General features: G+C 61.4%; 12 protein-coding genes and 1 riboswitch. Of the genes, 8 read left to right on the top strand and 4 right to left on the bottom strand.

Annotated features, from left to right (window positions below; genetic code table 11):
* Positions 1–23: 23 nt before the first annotated feature.
* Entirely contained in the window at positions 24–401 is a 378-nt protein-coding gene (locus XMD517_RS08840; RefSeq protein WP_173485960.1) for a response regulator, read from the bottom strand.
* Positions 402–596: 195 nt separating this feature from the next.
* Between XMD517_RS08840 and XMD517_RS08835 the strand changes: the two genes are divergently transcribed.
* From XMD517_RS08835 to XMD517_RS08820, 4 genes are read left to right on the top strand one after another with little or no spacing between them, the layout of a single operon-like run.
* The gene (locus XMD517_RS08835; RefSeq protein ID WP_173485959.1) at positions 597–968 is read left to right on the top strand and encodes a DUF1636 domain-containing protein; all 372 of its coding nucleotides are present in this window, start codon (positions 597–599) and stop codon (positions 966–968) included.
* 9 nt (positions 969–977) lie between these two features.
* Entirely contained in the window at positions 978–1,910 is a 933-nt protein-coding gene (locus XMD517_RS08830) for a threonine-phosphate decarboxylase (RefSeq protein WP_173485958.1), read from the top strand.
* Positions 1,907–2,809, top strand: a complete 903-nt coding sequence (gene cbiB, locus XMD517_RS08825; RefSeq protein ID WP_173485957.1) for an adenosylcobinamide-phosphate synthase CbiB — start codon at positions 1,907–1,909, stop codon at positions 2,807–2,809. Before XMD517_RS08830 ends, cbiB begins: the two co-directional genes overlap by 4 nt.
* 46 nt (positions 2,810–2,855) lie before the next feature.
* Positions 2,856–4,031, top strand: a complete 1,176-nt coding sequence (locus tag XMD517_RS08820) for a lytic murein transglycosylase (protein WP_173485956.1) — start codon at positions 2,856–2,858, stop codon at positions 4,029–4,031.
* Positions 4,032–4,098: 67 nt separating this feature from the next.
* On the opposite strand, the gene XMD517_RS08815 is transcribed toward XMD517_RS08820, so the two are convergent.
* Together XMD517_RS08815 and smc are read right to left on the bottom strand one after the other, a co-directional pair.
* A complete protein-coding gene (locus tag XMD517_RS08815) occupies positions 4,099–4,569 on the bottom strand; it encodes a YbjN domain-containing protein (RefSeq protein ID WP_173485955.1) in 471 nt (156 codons plus the stop codon).
* A 124-nt stretch (positions 4,570–4,693) separates the two neighbouring features.
* Positions 4,694–8,149: a chromosome segregation protein SMC gene (gene smc, locus XMD517_RS08810; protein ID WP_173487801.1), complete on the bottom strand. Its 3,456-nt coding sequence runs from the start codon at positions 8,147–8,149 to the stop codon at positions 4,694–4,696.
* 212 nt (positions 8,150–8,361) lie between these two features.
* Positions 8,362–8,579: riboswitch (cobalamin riboswitch) on the top strand.
* Between the two features lie 38 nt (positions 8,580–8,617).
* On the opposite strand from smc, the gene cobW reads away from it, so the two are divergent.
* Both cobW and XMD517_RS08800 read left to right on the top strand, forming a co-directional pair.
* Positions 8,618–9,715 (top strand): cobalamin biosynthesis protein CobW, encoded by a 1,098-nt coding sequence (cobW, locus tag XMD517_RS08805; protein ID WP_173485953.1) that lies wholly within the window; start codon positions 8,618–8,620, stop codon positions 9,713–9,715.
* Positions 9,712–10,176 carry a GNAT family N-acetyltransferase gene (locus XMD517_RS08800; protein ID WP_371732374.1) on the top strand — a complete coding sequence of 155 codons (465 nt, stop codon included), beginning with the start codon at positions 9,712–9,714 and terminating at the stop codon, positions 10,174–10,176. Before cobW ends, XMD517_RS08800 begins: the two co-directional genes overlap by 4 nt.
* A 15-nt stretch (positions 10,177–10,191) precedes the next feature.
* Here XMD517_RS08800 and XMD517_RS08795 read toward each other — a convergent pair whose 3' ends face one another.
* Positions 10,192–10,368 carry a hypothetical protein gene (locus XMD517_RS08795; protein WP_055187675.1) on the bottom strand — a complete coding sequence of 59 codons (177 nt, stop codon included), beginning with the start codon at positions 10,366–10,368 and terminating at the stop codon, positions 10,192–10,194.
* 68 nt (positions 10,369–10,436) lie between these two features.
* On the opposite strand from XMD517_RS08795, the gene cobN reads away from it, so the two are divergent.
* Together cobN and XMD517_RS08785 are read left to right on the top strand one after the other, a co-directional pair.
* The gene (gene cobN, locus XMD517_RS08790) at positions 10,437–14,135 is read left to right on the top strand and encodes a cobaltochelatase subunit CobN (RefSeq protein WP_173485952.1); all 3,699 of its coding nucleotides are present in this window, start codon (positions 10,437–10,439) and stop codon (positions 14,133–14,135) included.
* Positions 14,132–14,587 (top strand): GNAT family N-acetyltransferase, encoded by a 456-nt coding sequence (locus XMD517_RS08785; protein ID WP_173485951.1) that lies wholly within the window; start codon positions 14,132–14,134, stop codon positions 14,585–14,587. Before cobN ends, XMD517_RS08785 begins: the two co-directional genes overlap by 4 nt.
* Positions 14,588–14,602 lie beyond the last annotated feature (15 nt).

Here is a 14,602-nt window from a genome sequence, read left to right as displayed (position 1 = left end):
GGGCGCGGGTTTGCAAATGCGGATCATTCAGCTGCGTTGCAGGCGTGCGCTCCGTGGAACTCGACCAAGGCGGTCAGATCTTCGACCGGTGTCTGGTCTGCAATGAACGCATGGGCATTTCTGGCCAGGTTGAAGATGGATCCGTCTGAGAAGAAGCTGGAATTGGTGACAAAGATCACCCGTGCATGCGGGGTGCGGAACTCGGCATAATCGGCAAGCGCCAATGCGTTTCCGTCTTTCAGATGCACATTCATGACAATCACGTCAACACGGGTCTGATCGAGCACACGAATGGCCGCATCTTCATCATGGGCGCGGATCACATCCACCCCCTGCCGTTCCAGCGAACGGCTCCAGACCCCGGCCAGATCCTGGTTCGTTTCGACGATCAATACGCGCATGAAAACTCCCTGCCGCGTTGTGGCACAAACCGTTCAGATTCGCTAACAAATCTCTTGGAACAGTATTTCACACTGTTCCCGTTCGGGCGACAATCGAAGGGTTTGGGTCGGGGCAATCGGTGGATATATGCCAAGCAGGATTGTGTTTTGAGCGGATTTCCGGTTCAAGGCGGGAAGAGTATGAGGGAGAAACGCATGACAAGCTGGATCACGGTGTGTGACACATGCAAGCGCGAAGATTGGGATGAAACCACGTCAGGCGGCAAAACGGATGGTGAGAAGCTGGCGGATCTGGTGGAACAGGCTGCGACCGGCAGTGCGCTCAAGGTGCGTCGCGTCTCCTGCCTGATGGGCTGTGACAATAGTTGCAACGTGACGGTGCAGGCCCATGGCAAACTGGCCTACACGATGGGGCGGTTTGATCCCACCCAGGATGCCGCCGAAGGCATCGTGGCCTATGCCCAAGGTCATGCAGAAAGCGAAAACGGCACGGTGCCCTACCGTCAGTGGCCGCAATCCGTGAAGGGTCATTTTGTCACCCGCCATCACCCGATCCCCGAGGAGTGAACCACGGGCATGACCAAGTTACGTGATCACGGGGGCGGGCTGGACGCAGCCATCGCCCAATATGGCGGCAAGCGCATGGACTGGATCGACCTGTCCACCGGCATCAACCCCCACCCTTATCCGCTGGGTGAAATCGGTGCCGAAGCCTGGACCGCCCTGCCCGACAAAGGCGCGTTTGAACGGCTTGAGGCCGCAGCGCGCGCGTTCTGGAATGTGCCGGAGGGTGCAGATATCCTTGCAGCCCCCGGGGCCTCGGCCCTGATTGCCCGCATTCCAACCCTGCTGGGGGCAGGGCAGGCCGAGATCCCGACCCCTACCTATAATGAACATGCCGCCGCCTTTGAGGCAGGTGGCTGGGAACTGGCTGAGGGGGGCACGGCACAGGTGCTGGTGCATCCCAACAACCCCGATGGGCGGTTCTGGCTGGATCCTGACTGGTCCCGACCTCTGACTGTGATTGATGAGAGCTTTTGCGACGTCACCCCGCAGATGAGCCATATGTCGCGCGCCACTGAACCGGGCACGCTGATTTTGAAAAGTTTTGGCAAGTTCTGGGGCTTGGCCGGGTTGCGGCTTGGGTTTGTGATCGGTGATCGCGCCCTTATCGCCAAGCTGCGCGACGCGGTTGGTCCGTGGCAGGTGTCGGGCCCCGCGCTTGAGATCGGCACCCGGGCGCTGCTGGATGTCGACTGGGCTGCTACCATGCGCCAGCGCCTTGCGGTTGATACCGCGCGGCTGGACGGGACGATGATGTATCATGGGGCCAAGCTGGTTGGGGGCACCACGCTGTTTCGGCTTTACGAGGTTGAGGACGCGCTGATGTGGCAAGACAAACTGGCCCGCGGTCATGTCTGGAGCCGCGTTTTCCCCTATTCGAAAACCTGGCTGCGCCTGGGGCTGCCACCCTCCGGAGGCTGGACCCAATTGGAGGCCGCCCTGTGACCCTCGTTCTCGCCATGCTGCTGGATGCCATCTTTGGCGAGCCGGATTGGGCGTGGAAACGCCTACCGCATCCGGCGATGCTGATGGGGCGTCTGATCGGCTGGACGGATGAGAGCTTTAACCGGGGTGAGGGGCGGATCCTGCGTGGCACTGCGGTGATGCTTGTCTTATGTGCCGGCGCCGCGCTGCTGGGCTGGGCTGTGCCGCATCTGCCATTTGGCGGCCTGTGGGAAATGCTCCTGGCGGCGATCTTGATTGCGCAGAAGTCCCTTGCGCAACATGTGCAGGCGGTGGCGGATGGAATGCGCCAGTCGTTGTTTCATGGCCGACAGGCTGTGTCGATGATTGTCGGACGCGACACGTCCGAGATGCCCGCCCCGGCAATTGCCCGTGGGGCGATTGAATCGGCGGCCGAAAACTTCTCGGATGGGGTGGTGGCACCGATCTTCTGGTTCGCGGTTGCGGGCCTGCCGGGGCTGATGGTCTACAAGATGGTCAATACCGCTGACAGCATGATTGGGTATCGCACGGAAAAACATGAGGAATTTGGCAAGTTTGCCGCCCGTCTGGATGATGTGTTGAACTGGGTTCCGGCGCGGTTCTCGGCGCTTGTCTTCATGCTTGCCCGCCGCAACTGGGCGGCCTGGGACATTATCCGTCGGGATGCGCCGCTGCATCGCTCGCCCAATGCGGGCTGGCCCGAGGCGGCGATGGCGGCAAGCCTGAACGTCGCGCTCTCGGGGCCGCGATCCTATGAAGGCGAATTGCGGGATTTCCCTTGGGTGAATGAGGACGGGGCGCAGGAAATCGGTCCGAAAGAGGTGGATCAGGCGGTTCACATGCTCTGGTCCGCCTGGTGGGTGCTTTTGGCAATTGCAATATTCCTGGCGCTTGTCTGATCCGCTGAAACCGGTAGGCTGGCGCCATATAAGCGAGGAAAGTTTTATGCGTGTAATTCTGGCGACAGCCGTTTTGGCTATTGGTTTGAGCAGCCCGGCGGCAGCGATGGTGAAATGTGGCGGATCGTTTTCCGGCTTTGTCACGGCAATGAAGAAAGAGGCCCGCTCAAAAGGTCATTCCAAGGCTGCTGTCGACACGTTTTTTGCGGGCGTAAGGCAGGATGCGGCCACGTTGAAAGCGGATCGTGCGCAGGGGATCTTTCAGAAATCCTTCCTTGATTTCTCGCGGGCGTTGATCAGTCAGAACCGAATGGCGGTTGGACAGTCAAAATTGAAAAAACATGCCGCAATCTTTGACCGGATGGAGCGCAGCTATGGTGTGAGCCGCGGAGTGTTGACCGCCTTCTGGGCCTTTGAAACCGATTACGGCGCGTTTCAGGGAAATTTCAACACGCTGAACTCGTTGATGACCCTGTCCCATGATTGCCGCCGCCCCGAATTGTTCCAGCCGCAGGTTTTTGCTGCTCTTGAACTGTTTGAACGCGGAAGTTTCAATCCGAAGACCTCCACCGGCGCCTGGGCGGGTGAGATTGGCATGGTTCAGATGTTGCCCGGTGACATTATCGAGGCCGGTGTGGACGGCAATGGCGATGGCAAGGTGGATCTGCGCCGGTCGCCCGCAGACGCGCTTCTGTCCGGTGCCAATATGCTGCGCCAACTGGGCTGGCGGGCCAATGAACCCTGGGTGCAGGAAGTGACCCTTCCCAAGGATTTCGACTGGTCCAAAACCGGGCTGGGAACCCAGATGAAGGCGAGCCAGTGGGGGCGTTTGGGGGTCATGCCGCGTGCAGGCAAGCTCTCCGCAAACCTGCCGGCTTCGATCCTTTTGCCGCAGGGGCGCAAGGGGCCCGCGTTCATCGCCTACCCCAATTTTCGGGTCTATTTCGAATGGAACAAGAGCTTCACCTATGTGATGACGGCCGCCTATTTTGCCACCCGTCTGGAGGGCGCGCCTGTATACAAGGCTGGCAACCCGGATCCGGCACTGTCAGGTGCGCAGTTGAAGCAGTTGCAAAAGAAGCTGGCGGCGCGCGGGCATGACGTTGGCAAGATCGATGGGATCCTTGGGGCCAAGACACGGGTTGCGGTGCAAAAGGAGCAAAAACGCCTGGGACTGCCCGCAGATGCGTGGCCCACGGCTGCGCTTTTGTCGAAACTCTGATCGCGGGGCAGTTGTCAATAAAAAGGCCCGGTCGCATTGCCGGGCCTTTTGTTTTGCGTCTGGTGTCTTACCAGTCGATGTGTTTTTCAAACTGGCCCATCACGCTCAGCCACATTTCGAAGACTTCGGCAAAGTCCTCGCGGGTGATGCCATCCGCGCCGGTGTAGACGTCATATTCCACACGCGCATTGCCCTCATCCGTCAGGTAGGCGCGACCATACCGGTTTTCACGGTTCCAGACATTGATGGTGGCGATGGGGGTTTTCCCGTCGGTGGAATAGCCGGAGAAAAACTGGATGGCGTCGCAGGATTTGCCATCGTCACAGCCGTAGAAATAGACCGCGAATTCGGTGCCATAATGCTTCATTTCAATCAGCGGATCGCCAACATTGTCGACATCCAGCTTGGCGGGGGCGCCCTCGTCTGCAAAGAAATTCATCAAGGATTGCGGGTCTGCGGCGGTGATGTTTTGTGCCAGCGCGCCGCCTGCAGTGAAAGCTGCCAAAGCAGTTGCGCAAATCAATTTACTCATTGTCATCTGAAACTCCTGTATTTTCCGACAACCTAAAGCGTTTCGCGCCAAGCTTGCAACATAAGCTTGGCGCGAAATGCACTCGGAAATCCGCGGGGCAGAGGCAATGCAAGCCGGAAAGGCCCTAGGGTCAGGCCACCATCTCCTCAGCCTTTTTCAGATCAACACTGACCAGTTGGCTGACACCCTGTTCCGCCATGGTCACACCAAACAGACGGTCCATGCGGCTCATGGTGACCGCGTGGTGGGTAATGGTCAGAAAGCGCGTGTCGGTGCGGCGGGTCATCTCGTCCAGAAGATCGCAGAACCGGGTGACATTCGCGTCGTCCAACGGTGCGTCCACCTCGTCCAGCACACAGATCGGGGCCGGGTTGGCCAGGAATACCGCAAAGATCAGCGCAATCGCAGTGAGGGTCTGTTCTCCCCCAGATAGCAGGCTGAGGGTCGACAGTTTCTTGCCCGGTGGCTGGCACATGATCTCCAGCCCCGCATCCAGCGGATCATCGCTTTCAACCAGCACCAGCTTGGCCTCCCCGCCACCGAACAGATGGGTAAACAGGGTCGAGAAGCTGCCGTTCACCTCTTCAAATGCGGTCAGCAGGCGCTCGCGCCCCTCTTTGTTCAGACTGGCAATGCCCGTGCGCAGCTTCTTGATCGCCTCTTCCAGATCTGTCTTTTCTTTCAAAAGGGTATCGTGTTCTTCCTGCACCTCACGCGCATCCTCTTCGGCGCGTAGATTGACCGCGCCAAGGGCATCGCGTTGGCGTTTCAGGCGGTTCACATCATGCTCGATCTGTTCGGAGGATGGCATTTTTTCCGGGTCCGCATCCAATTGTTCAAGCAGGGCCTGCGGCGTGGTCTCCATGTCGTCTTCGATCCGTTCGGCAGCGTGGATCACGGTCTCGCGCGCGGCCTGTGCGCGTGCCTCGGCTGCGGCGCGGTGTTCCCGCGCTTCACCGGCCAGCCGCTCGGCATCGCGCTCGAGATTGGCGGCACTGCGTTCGCTGGTTTCCGCCTCGGCGAGCTTATCGGCGGCGGATTTGCGGCGCTCCTCGGCTGTTTCGATCTGCTCGGTCAGTTCCTCACGCTCGATCGCCAGCTCTTCCGGGGCGGCCTGCGCCTCTTCCAGTTCCTCTTCGCTTGCCAGCTTGCGTTCTTCCAACTCGGCGATGCGGCGTTCCGCCGTGTCCAGACGATGCCGCCAGCCCGAGATCTCCTTGGTGATTTCCTGGCTACGCTTGAGGCGAGCCTCACCTTCGCGACGCAATTCGTCCTGGGAGGACCGTTTCGCCATCATGGTCATCCGCGCGGCTTCAACGGCCATTTTGACCTGTTCCACGCCGGCGCGGGCAGCCTCAAGATCGCCAAGACCCGCCACCGCCTTTTCCGCTTCCATCAGGCGGGTGCGGGCGGCCAGGGCTTCCTCTTCGTGGCGACGCACCGCAAGCCCCATATTTTCCAGTTTACCTTCCGCGATATTGCGGTCCGCTTCGGCCCGCGACAACGCGCGGCCCGCATCGGACATGGCGCGGTCGGCATAACGGCGCGCGTCGCGGGCGCGTTTGTCGGCCTCAGCCGCATCTGACAGTATGGTCTTCAGGGCTTCGTGGGCCGCCCGCGCGCCTTCGGCCCGCGCCGAGGCCTCTTCGAGGTCCTGCTTCAGTTTTTGCAGTCGGTTGAGCTGTTCCAGCCGCAGGGCGGCGGTCGAAGGCTGGTCCTCCGCCCCGGCGCGGTAGCCGTCCCAGCGCCACAGATCCCCCTCCAGCGACACCAGCCGCTGACCGGGCTTCAGTGCTTCCTGTAGCCGCGCGACATCTTCTGGTTCACACAGGCCGATCTGCCCGATCCGGCGTGTCAGAACCGGTGGGGCGGTCACGTAATTTGCCAGAGATTTCACGCCCTCGGGCAGGGGCTGCGCCTGTGGATACGCCGGTAGCGTGGTCCAGCCGGAGGCGGCATCCGCCCCCACTTCGGGCGCGCGCAAATCATCTGACAGGGCCGCGCCCAATGCCTTTTCATATCCCGATTGCACCCGCAGTTGATCCAGAAGCTGCGCCCCTTCGGCGGCGTCCCGTTCGACCAGACGCGCGAGGGCGGACACTTCGGCATGAAGCGCGTTGACCTCGCCCTCGGCAGAAGAGCGTGCAGCGCGGGCATCGGCCTCGCGCGATTGCGCTTCGGTGCGCGCCTCATCCGCAGCAGCCAGGGCCGCCTCGGCCTCCTCCGCGTTTTCGGCGGCCGTTTCGGCGGCGGCTTCTGCCAGTTCAAAATCTTCCGCAGCGCGGGTAACAGCCTCTTGGGCAAGGGTGACGGCCTCTTGCGCGCGCGCGGCATCTGCCTCGCTTTTCTCCAGCGTTTTCTGATTGTCATCGCGCAACCGGTGGGCAGATTGGTGGCGGGCGGCAAGGCGGGCCACATCCTCGGTCAGTTGCGACAGATCGCCTTCGCGCTCTTGCAGGATGGCGGCGCTTTCGCGGGCCTGATCCATGGCTTGAGCAAGGGCATCATCTTGCCCTTCCGACGCTTTGCGGAGCTGTTCCTGCTCCCATTCCAGCCGTTCAATTGTCTCGCCGGCATCGCGGTTCAACCCGGCCTCGCGGTCGATATCCTTGCCCAGTTGCTCAATGCGACCGGTCAGGAGTTGAATGCGTTCAAGGGCCTGTGCCACCTGATCGGAGAGTTGATCGCGGCTGATGGTCAGACGGCTGAGGATCGCGGCGGCCACGGCCTCTTCCTCGCGCAGGGCGGGCAGGGCGGCCTCAGCTTCTTCGCGGTCCTTGGTGGCCTTGCGGGCGTAGAGTTCTGCCTGACCGGCCTGTTTCACCCGCTCGGTCAGGATCTCTTCCGCCTCGTGACGGGCCAGGTCGGCCTCTTTCCAGCGCCGATACAAAAGCAGCCCCTCGGCGCGGCGCAGGTCATCGCCAATGGTGCGGTACCGCTGGGCCTGTCGGGCCTGTCGGGCCAGCTGCGCCAGCTGAGAGGCGAGCTGTTCAAGCACGTCCTCGACACGGGCGAGGTTTGTTTCAGTGCCCTTGAGCTTCAACTCGGCTTCGTGGCGGCGCTGGTAGAGACCTGAAATGCCGGCGGCCTCTTCCAGGATGCGGCGGCGTGCCTTGGGTTTGGCGTTGATCAGTTCGGAAATCTGCCCCTGCCGCACCAGGGCAGGTGAGTGGGCGCCGGTGGAGGCGTCTGCAAACAGCATCTGCACGTCCCGCGCACGGACATCCTTGCCGTTGACCTTGTAGGCGGATCCGGCATCGCGGGTGATGCGCCGGATGATTTCCAGATTGTCACTATCGTTGAACCCGGAGGGCGCAAGCCGTTCGGAATTGTCGAGTTGCAGTGAGACCTCGGCGAAGTTGCGCGCAGGCCGCGTGGCAGCCCCGGCAAAGATCACATCTTCCATCCCGCCGCCACGCATCGCGGTGGGGCGGTTTTCCCCCATCACCCAGCGCAGGGCCTCAAGCAGGTTTGATTTGCCGCAGCCATTTGGCCCCACCACGCCGGTCAGCCCGTCCGCAATCACCAGATCGGTCGGGTCAACAAAGCTTTTAAAGCCGTTCAGACGTAGTTTTGAAAACCGCAAGCGGCCTGCCTCAAATTGATTCTCGGGTGAAGTGAGTGTTCGTGTGCGGCGGGGGTCTGTCAACGGGTCCCACCTAAAACGGGCCAAAATCTGGTCGGGAAGGGAGAGTTATCCACAAGATATTGGTTTTCCTTTGTCCGGGCGCGCCCCCTTTCTGCCGTTTGCAGTCCCGCTGCGGTCGCAATCCTTCTTGACGAAAACTGCTCTTGCACGGCAGAACGGGCGGATATGGTTTCCCGGCGCATACCGATGTTCCGGGGAGAAGAGGGAATGTCGTGCGGGCGACCCAAGTCGGGGTCCAAATCGACAGCCGCCCCCGCGACTGTAGGCGGAGCGCAGGCGTTGATATGCCACTGGTGGGAACGCTGGGAAGGTGACGCCATGCCGAGATCCGCAAGCCAGGAGACCTGCCATATGCGACTTTTCATGTCCCGTCGGGGAGGACGGGCAACAGAGTAGAGACAAAAGATGCTGACCAAAATTCCCGCCACTGTTGTGACCGGTTTCCTGGGCGCAGGGAAAACCACCCTGATCCGCCATATGCTCGACAATGCGGGTGGCAAACGCATTGCGCTGATTATCAACGAGTTTGGTGATCTGGGCGTCGATGGCGACATCCTCAAGGGGTGCGGAGACGAGACCTGCACCGAAGACGATATCATGGAGCTGTCGAACGGGTGCATCTGCTGCACGGTGGCCGAAGATTTCATCCCGACGCTGGAGAAACTGTTGGACCGTGAAACCCCGCCGGACCACATCGTGATCGAAACTTCGGGGCTGGCCCTGCCCCAACCCCTGGTGCGCGCGTTCCAGTGGCCGGAAATCTCTACCCGCGTGACGGTGGACGGTGTTGTGACCGTTGTGGATGGCAAGGCGGTGTCGGACGGGCAGTTTGCATCCAACCTTGATGCGGTCGAAGCGCAGCGCAAGATGGATGACAACCTGGATCACGAGACGCCGTTGTCAGAGCTGTTCAAGGATCAGGTGACCTGCGCCGACATGATCGTCGTGAACAAGTCCGACCTGCTGGGGGATGCCGAGGCTGACGCGCTGGTTGGCAAACTGGCCGCCGAAAGCCGCGATGGGGTGCAGGTTGTGCGCTCGATCATGGGGGCGTTGCCGGTTGAGGTGCTGCTGGGGCAGGGTATGGGGGCCGAAGATGACATGGACGCCCGCCTGTCGCTGCACGAGAAAGGCCATCATCATCACGACCACGATCATGATCATGATCACGAGGATGACCACCACCATGATGATCACCATCATCACCACGACCATGACCATGATGCGTTCGAAAGCTTTGTCGTGACCCGTGGCGAAGTGGCGGATCCCAAGGCCTTTGCCGAGAAGGTCGCCGATGTGATCCGGTCGAACAACATCCTGCGACTGAAGGGCTTTGCTGCCGTGGAAGGCAAGCCGATGCGCCTGACATTGCAGGCGGTCGGGCCCCGCGTTGACACCTATTTTGATCAGCCGTTCGGGGCGGGCAGGCGCGAAACCCGCCTTGTGGTGATCGGCCAGTCCGGCCTTGACCGCGCTGCCATCGAAGAGGCCCTTTCGGCGTGAGCATCGACGTTCCCCTCCAAATTGAACCGGGTGATCCACATCACCCGGAGGCCACGGCGCTGCTCAAGGCCAGCCATGCGCTGATGGAGGAGCTGTTTCCGCCGGAGGACAATTTCTTTCTGGAGATCGACGATCTTTGTGCGCCCGAGATTTCGTTTTTCGTGGCGCGTGAAGGCGCGCGGATCCTCGGCACCGGGGCAATTGCGGATAAGGGAGCGTATGGCGAGGTGAAATCCATGTTCGTCTCGCCCGATGCCCGTGGCAAAGGGGTGGGAGAGGCGCTGCTATCGCAGCTTGAAGCCACTGCGCGTGCCAAGGGGCATCAGGCAATGAAGCTCGAGACCGGCAATGTGCTGCACGCAGCGCACAGGCTTTATGAACGCGCAGGGTTCACCCGATGTGGCCCCTTTGGCGACTATCCCGACGCGGCCAGCTCCATCTTCATGGAAAAACCGCTCTGATCGCGATGGGCGGGATTATTTCCCGCCCTCCGTCGCAGCCTGCTTATTGGCTGCCGCTTTCATCCGGGCCAGAAGCTCTGCCTTCTGGTCTTTGCGCTGATAGGGGTTTTTCTCGCTGCCACGTTCGTTATGTTCGCGGTGGCGGGGCGCACCCTTTGCGGGTTTGGGCGCTCCGGCGGCTTTGTAATCCATGGCTGAACCTTTCTGATTTTCGGGCGTCATGCCCGATCAGGTGACATCATACAAGCAAGAGGCGGATCATGCATCTTCTCGCAGCGACACCGGGCGCAATTGATGACGGCAAAGAAGCGGTCGATCTGGGCCAGACACCCGCCGATCTGGTGGTAATCTCGGCCGCAGATACCGAGCTTGCGGGCCTGTCGGAGGCGCGATCCGCGATGGAGGCCCCGCCGAGCCTGCGCCTTGGCAACATGATGCACCTCACCCATCCCATGTCTGTGGATCTGCATATTGATGATTGCGCGTCCAAGTCCCGGCTGGTGATTGCCCGCGTGCTGGGCGGCGTGGGCTATTGGAAATATGGGGCCGAGCAATATTCCGCGCGTTTGCGCGAGGCGGGGGTGCCGCTGGTGCTCTTGCCCGGCGATGACAAACCCGATGCTGAACTGCGGGCGTTGTCCACCGTGTCGGACGAAGATTACGATGCGCTTTGGGCCTATCTGGTCGAAGGTGGGCCCGAGAATTGCACACTGTTTCTGGACTATGCCAAGGCGATGCTTGAGGGCGGCGAAAAGCCAGAAGTCGCCAAGCCGCTGTTGCGGGCGGGGGTCTATTGGCCCGGTGCGGGCGTGTCCGACCTTGCTGCTGCACAAGCCGCGTGGAGCGAGGGGGCGCCGATTGTGCCGGTTGTCTTTTACCGCGCGCTGGTGCAGGGCGCGGGGCTGAACCCGATCAATCGTCTGGTGAAATCGCTACTGCGGCAGGGGCTCAATCCGCTGCCGGTCTTTGTGGCGTCCCTGAAAGATCCGGTTTCGGTGGCAACATTGGAAAGCCTGTTCACCCAGGCCGCGCCAGATGTGATCCTGAACTGCACGTCATTTGCCGTGGGCTCGCCCCATCACGATGAAGCGCATAAGAATACCAACCCGCTGGCTGCGCCCTTCTGCAATGACGCTCCGATCTTTCAGGTGGTGCTGGCCGCGTCCGGTGAGGCCGCTTGGGAAGAGGGGCTTGCGGGCCTGTCTGCCCGTGACATCGCCATGAACGTGGCGCTGCCCGAAGTGGATGGCCGTATCCTGTCGCGTGCGATTTCCTTCAAGGGGGAGGCGTTCTTCGACGAGGCGACGGAATGCCCCATCGCGACCTACCGCGCGCGGGGGGACCGGGTGCAGTTTGTGGCAGAACTTGCCGCGGGCTGGGCACGTCTGCGCCGGGCTGAGGCAGGCGCGCGCAAAGTCGCGCTGATCATGGCAAACTATCCAAACAAGGACGGGCGTCTGGCCAATGGTGTCGGCCTTGATACCCCCGCCGCCGTGGTCCACGCGCTGGGATTGCTTGCGGATGAGGGTTATACGGTCACGAATGCACCCGCCGACAGCGATGCCCTGATGCAATCCGTCATGGCAGGTCCCACCAACTGGCTGGTGGATCGGGCGGAGCGGACAGGCGGTGTGCGCCTGTCGCTTGAGGATTACCTGTCCCATTACAAAGCCCTCCCATGGGCGTTGCGGGAAGCGGTGGAAACCCGTTGGGGTGCCCCGGAAAACGACCCTTTTTACGAGGATGGCTTTGCGCTTTCGGTGTTGGAATATGGCAATGTCGTCGTCGGTGTGCAGCCTGCGCGCGGCTATAATATCGACCCGACCGAAACCTATCATTCGCCCGATCTGGTTCCGCCGCACAACTACCTCGCCTTCTATTTCTGGCTGCGCCACCAGCATCAGGCCCACGCGATTGTGCATATGGGCAAGCACGGGAACCTTGAATGGTTGCCCGGCAAATCCGTGGCGCTTTCCGAGGAATGCTGGCCCGAGGCCATCCTCGGCCCGCTGCCACATGTCTATCCGTTTATTGTCAATGACCCTGGCGAAGGCACCCAGGCCAAGCGCCGCGCACAGGCGGTGATCATCGACCACCTGACCCCGCCGCTCACACGCGCCGAAAGCTATGGTCCGCTGCGCGATCTTGAGGCGCTGGTCGATGAGTATTACGAGGCCGCCGGTGTGGACCCGCGCCGGATTGACCACCTCAAACGGGAAATCCTCTCGCTCACCTCCGTCACCGGTCTGGATCAGGATGCGGGCCTCACCGGTGAGGATGAGGAAAGCGATCTGGCCAAGCTTGATGCCTATCTGTGCGAGTTGAAAGAAGCGCAGATCCGCGATGGTTTGCATATCTTTGGTCAGTCGCCGGTGGGGGAGCTTGAGCGAGATCTGGCAATCGCCCTGCTGCGCGTGCCGCGTGGCGAGGGGAAAGCAGGGGATGCGTCCCTGATCCGGGCGTTGGCTGCGGATTGTGACGTCGATATCGACCCGCTTGATTGCGATATGGCCGCTGCTTATGAGGGGCCGCGTCACAAGTTCCTGCAAGCGGCGGACACGGCACCCTGGCGCAACAATGGTGACACGGTGGAGCGGCTGGAGAAACTTGCGCAGCTTGCCGTTGGATGGTCCGAGACCCCCGCGCATTTCAACGCCACCCGCCCGGTGCTGGAAACATTGCATGGGGTGGTTCTGCCTGCCGTGCGTGCCTGCGGTCCGGCAGAAGGAGAGGGGCTTCTCACCGCCCTCAGGGGGCAGTTCGTCGCCCCTGCGCCCTCCGGCGCGCCCACCCGCGGGCGGCTGGACACGCTTCCGACCGGGCGCAACTTCTTTTCGGTCGATAGCCGAGCGGTGCCGACGCCCACCGCCTGGGCGCTGGGCTGGAAATCCGCCAACCTGCTCATTGACAAACATCTGCAAACCCATGGGGATTGGCCACGCAGCATGCTGGTCACCGCCTGGGGGACCGCCAATATGCGCACTGGCGGAGACGACATTGCCCAGGCAATGGCTCTTATGGGTGTGAAACCGAAATGGGATAGCGCCAACCGTCGCGTGACCGGGTTTGAAGTGATCCCGGTGACCGCTCTCGGTCGCCCGCGTGTGGATGTAACACTGCGTGTATCAGGTTTCTTCCGCGACGCCTTCCCGCAACTCATCGCGCTTTACGACAGTGCCGCGCGTGCTGTGCAGGGATTGGACGAACCTGACGACATGAACCCGGCGGCTGCTCGGGTGCGGGCAGGCGAAAGCGCCCACCGTGTCTATGGTTCGAAACCCGGCGCCTATGGGGCAGGGCTTCAGGCGATGATTGATGAGCGGCTTTGGGCTGACAAGGCTGATCTGGCGGATGCCTATCTCGAATGGGGGGGCTACGCCTATGGCGCTGCCACCGAAGGTGAGCGTGACCGTGCAGGGTTTGAGCAACGTCTGAGCCAGACCGAGGCGATTGTGCAAAACCAGGACAATCGTGAACATGACCTTCTGGACAGCGACGATTATTACCAGTTCGAAGGCGGCGCCGCCGCCGCCGTCTCCACGCTTCAGGGCAAAGACCGACCGATCTATCACAATGATCACTCCCGCCCGGAACGACCTGTCATCCGCACGCTGGAAGACGAAATCGGCCGGGTGGTGCGATCCCGCGTGGTGAACCCCAAATGGATCGAAGGGGTGAAGCGCCACGGCTATAAAGGCGCGTTCGAAATCGCCGCCACGGTGGATTACATGTTTGCCTTTGCCGCCACCACAGGTGCGGTGCGCAGTCACCATTTCGACCTCGTGCATGCCGCTTTCATCGAAGATGACGACACGCGGGAATTCATCCAGGAACACAACGCCCCGGCGCTGCAAGAGATCCTCGAACGCCTCAAGGAGGCGATGGATCGGGGCCTCTGGCAGCCGCGCTCCAACTCGGCCCGCGCCTCATTGGATGAGCTTGGCGAGGCATCGGTATGACACCCCGCCTTGCCTCGGCAGAAGACGCCAAATGGATCCTCGAATTGATCCAGCGCGTGTTTGCCGAGCATGACGGGCGCATTGATCCGCCAAGCTCCATGCACCGATTGGGGCTTGTGGATGTCGAAAGGCAGATAGCGGAAGGGGAGGTCTGGGTGATCAACCGCGCCGCCTGCCTGTTTCTGACGCCGCTTCCCGACGCGCTTTATCTCAGCAAACTGGCGGTGAGTGTCAGGGCGCGGGGGAAAGGGCTCGCGCGCAAACTGGTGGAGCAGGCCGGCATCCGCGCCATCGCGTTGGGCAAACCCTGCTTGCGATTGAAAACCCGCGTGGAGCTCAGCCAGAACCATAAAGCGTTCCGCGCCCTTGGATTTGACGAGGTTGGGGCATCATCCCACCCCGGCTTTGACCGGCCAACCTCCCTGAGTTTCGAAAAACGTCTCACTCCCTGACGTGGCTTGGATGAG

The organism is Aliiroseovarius sp. xm-d-517 (genome assembly GCF_013283135.1).
Classification (GTDB): domain Bacteria; phylum Pseudomonadota; class Alphaproteobacteria; order Rhodobacterales; family Rhodobacteraceae; genus Aliiroseovarius; species Aliiroseovarius crassostreae.
Note: the sequence above shows the minus strand (reverse complement) of the source record. Positions and strands in the feature narration are given on the sequence as shown.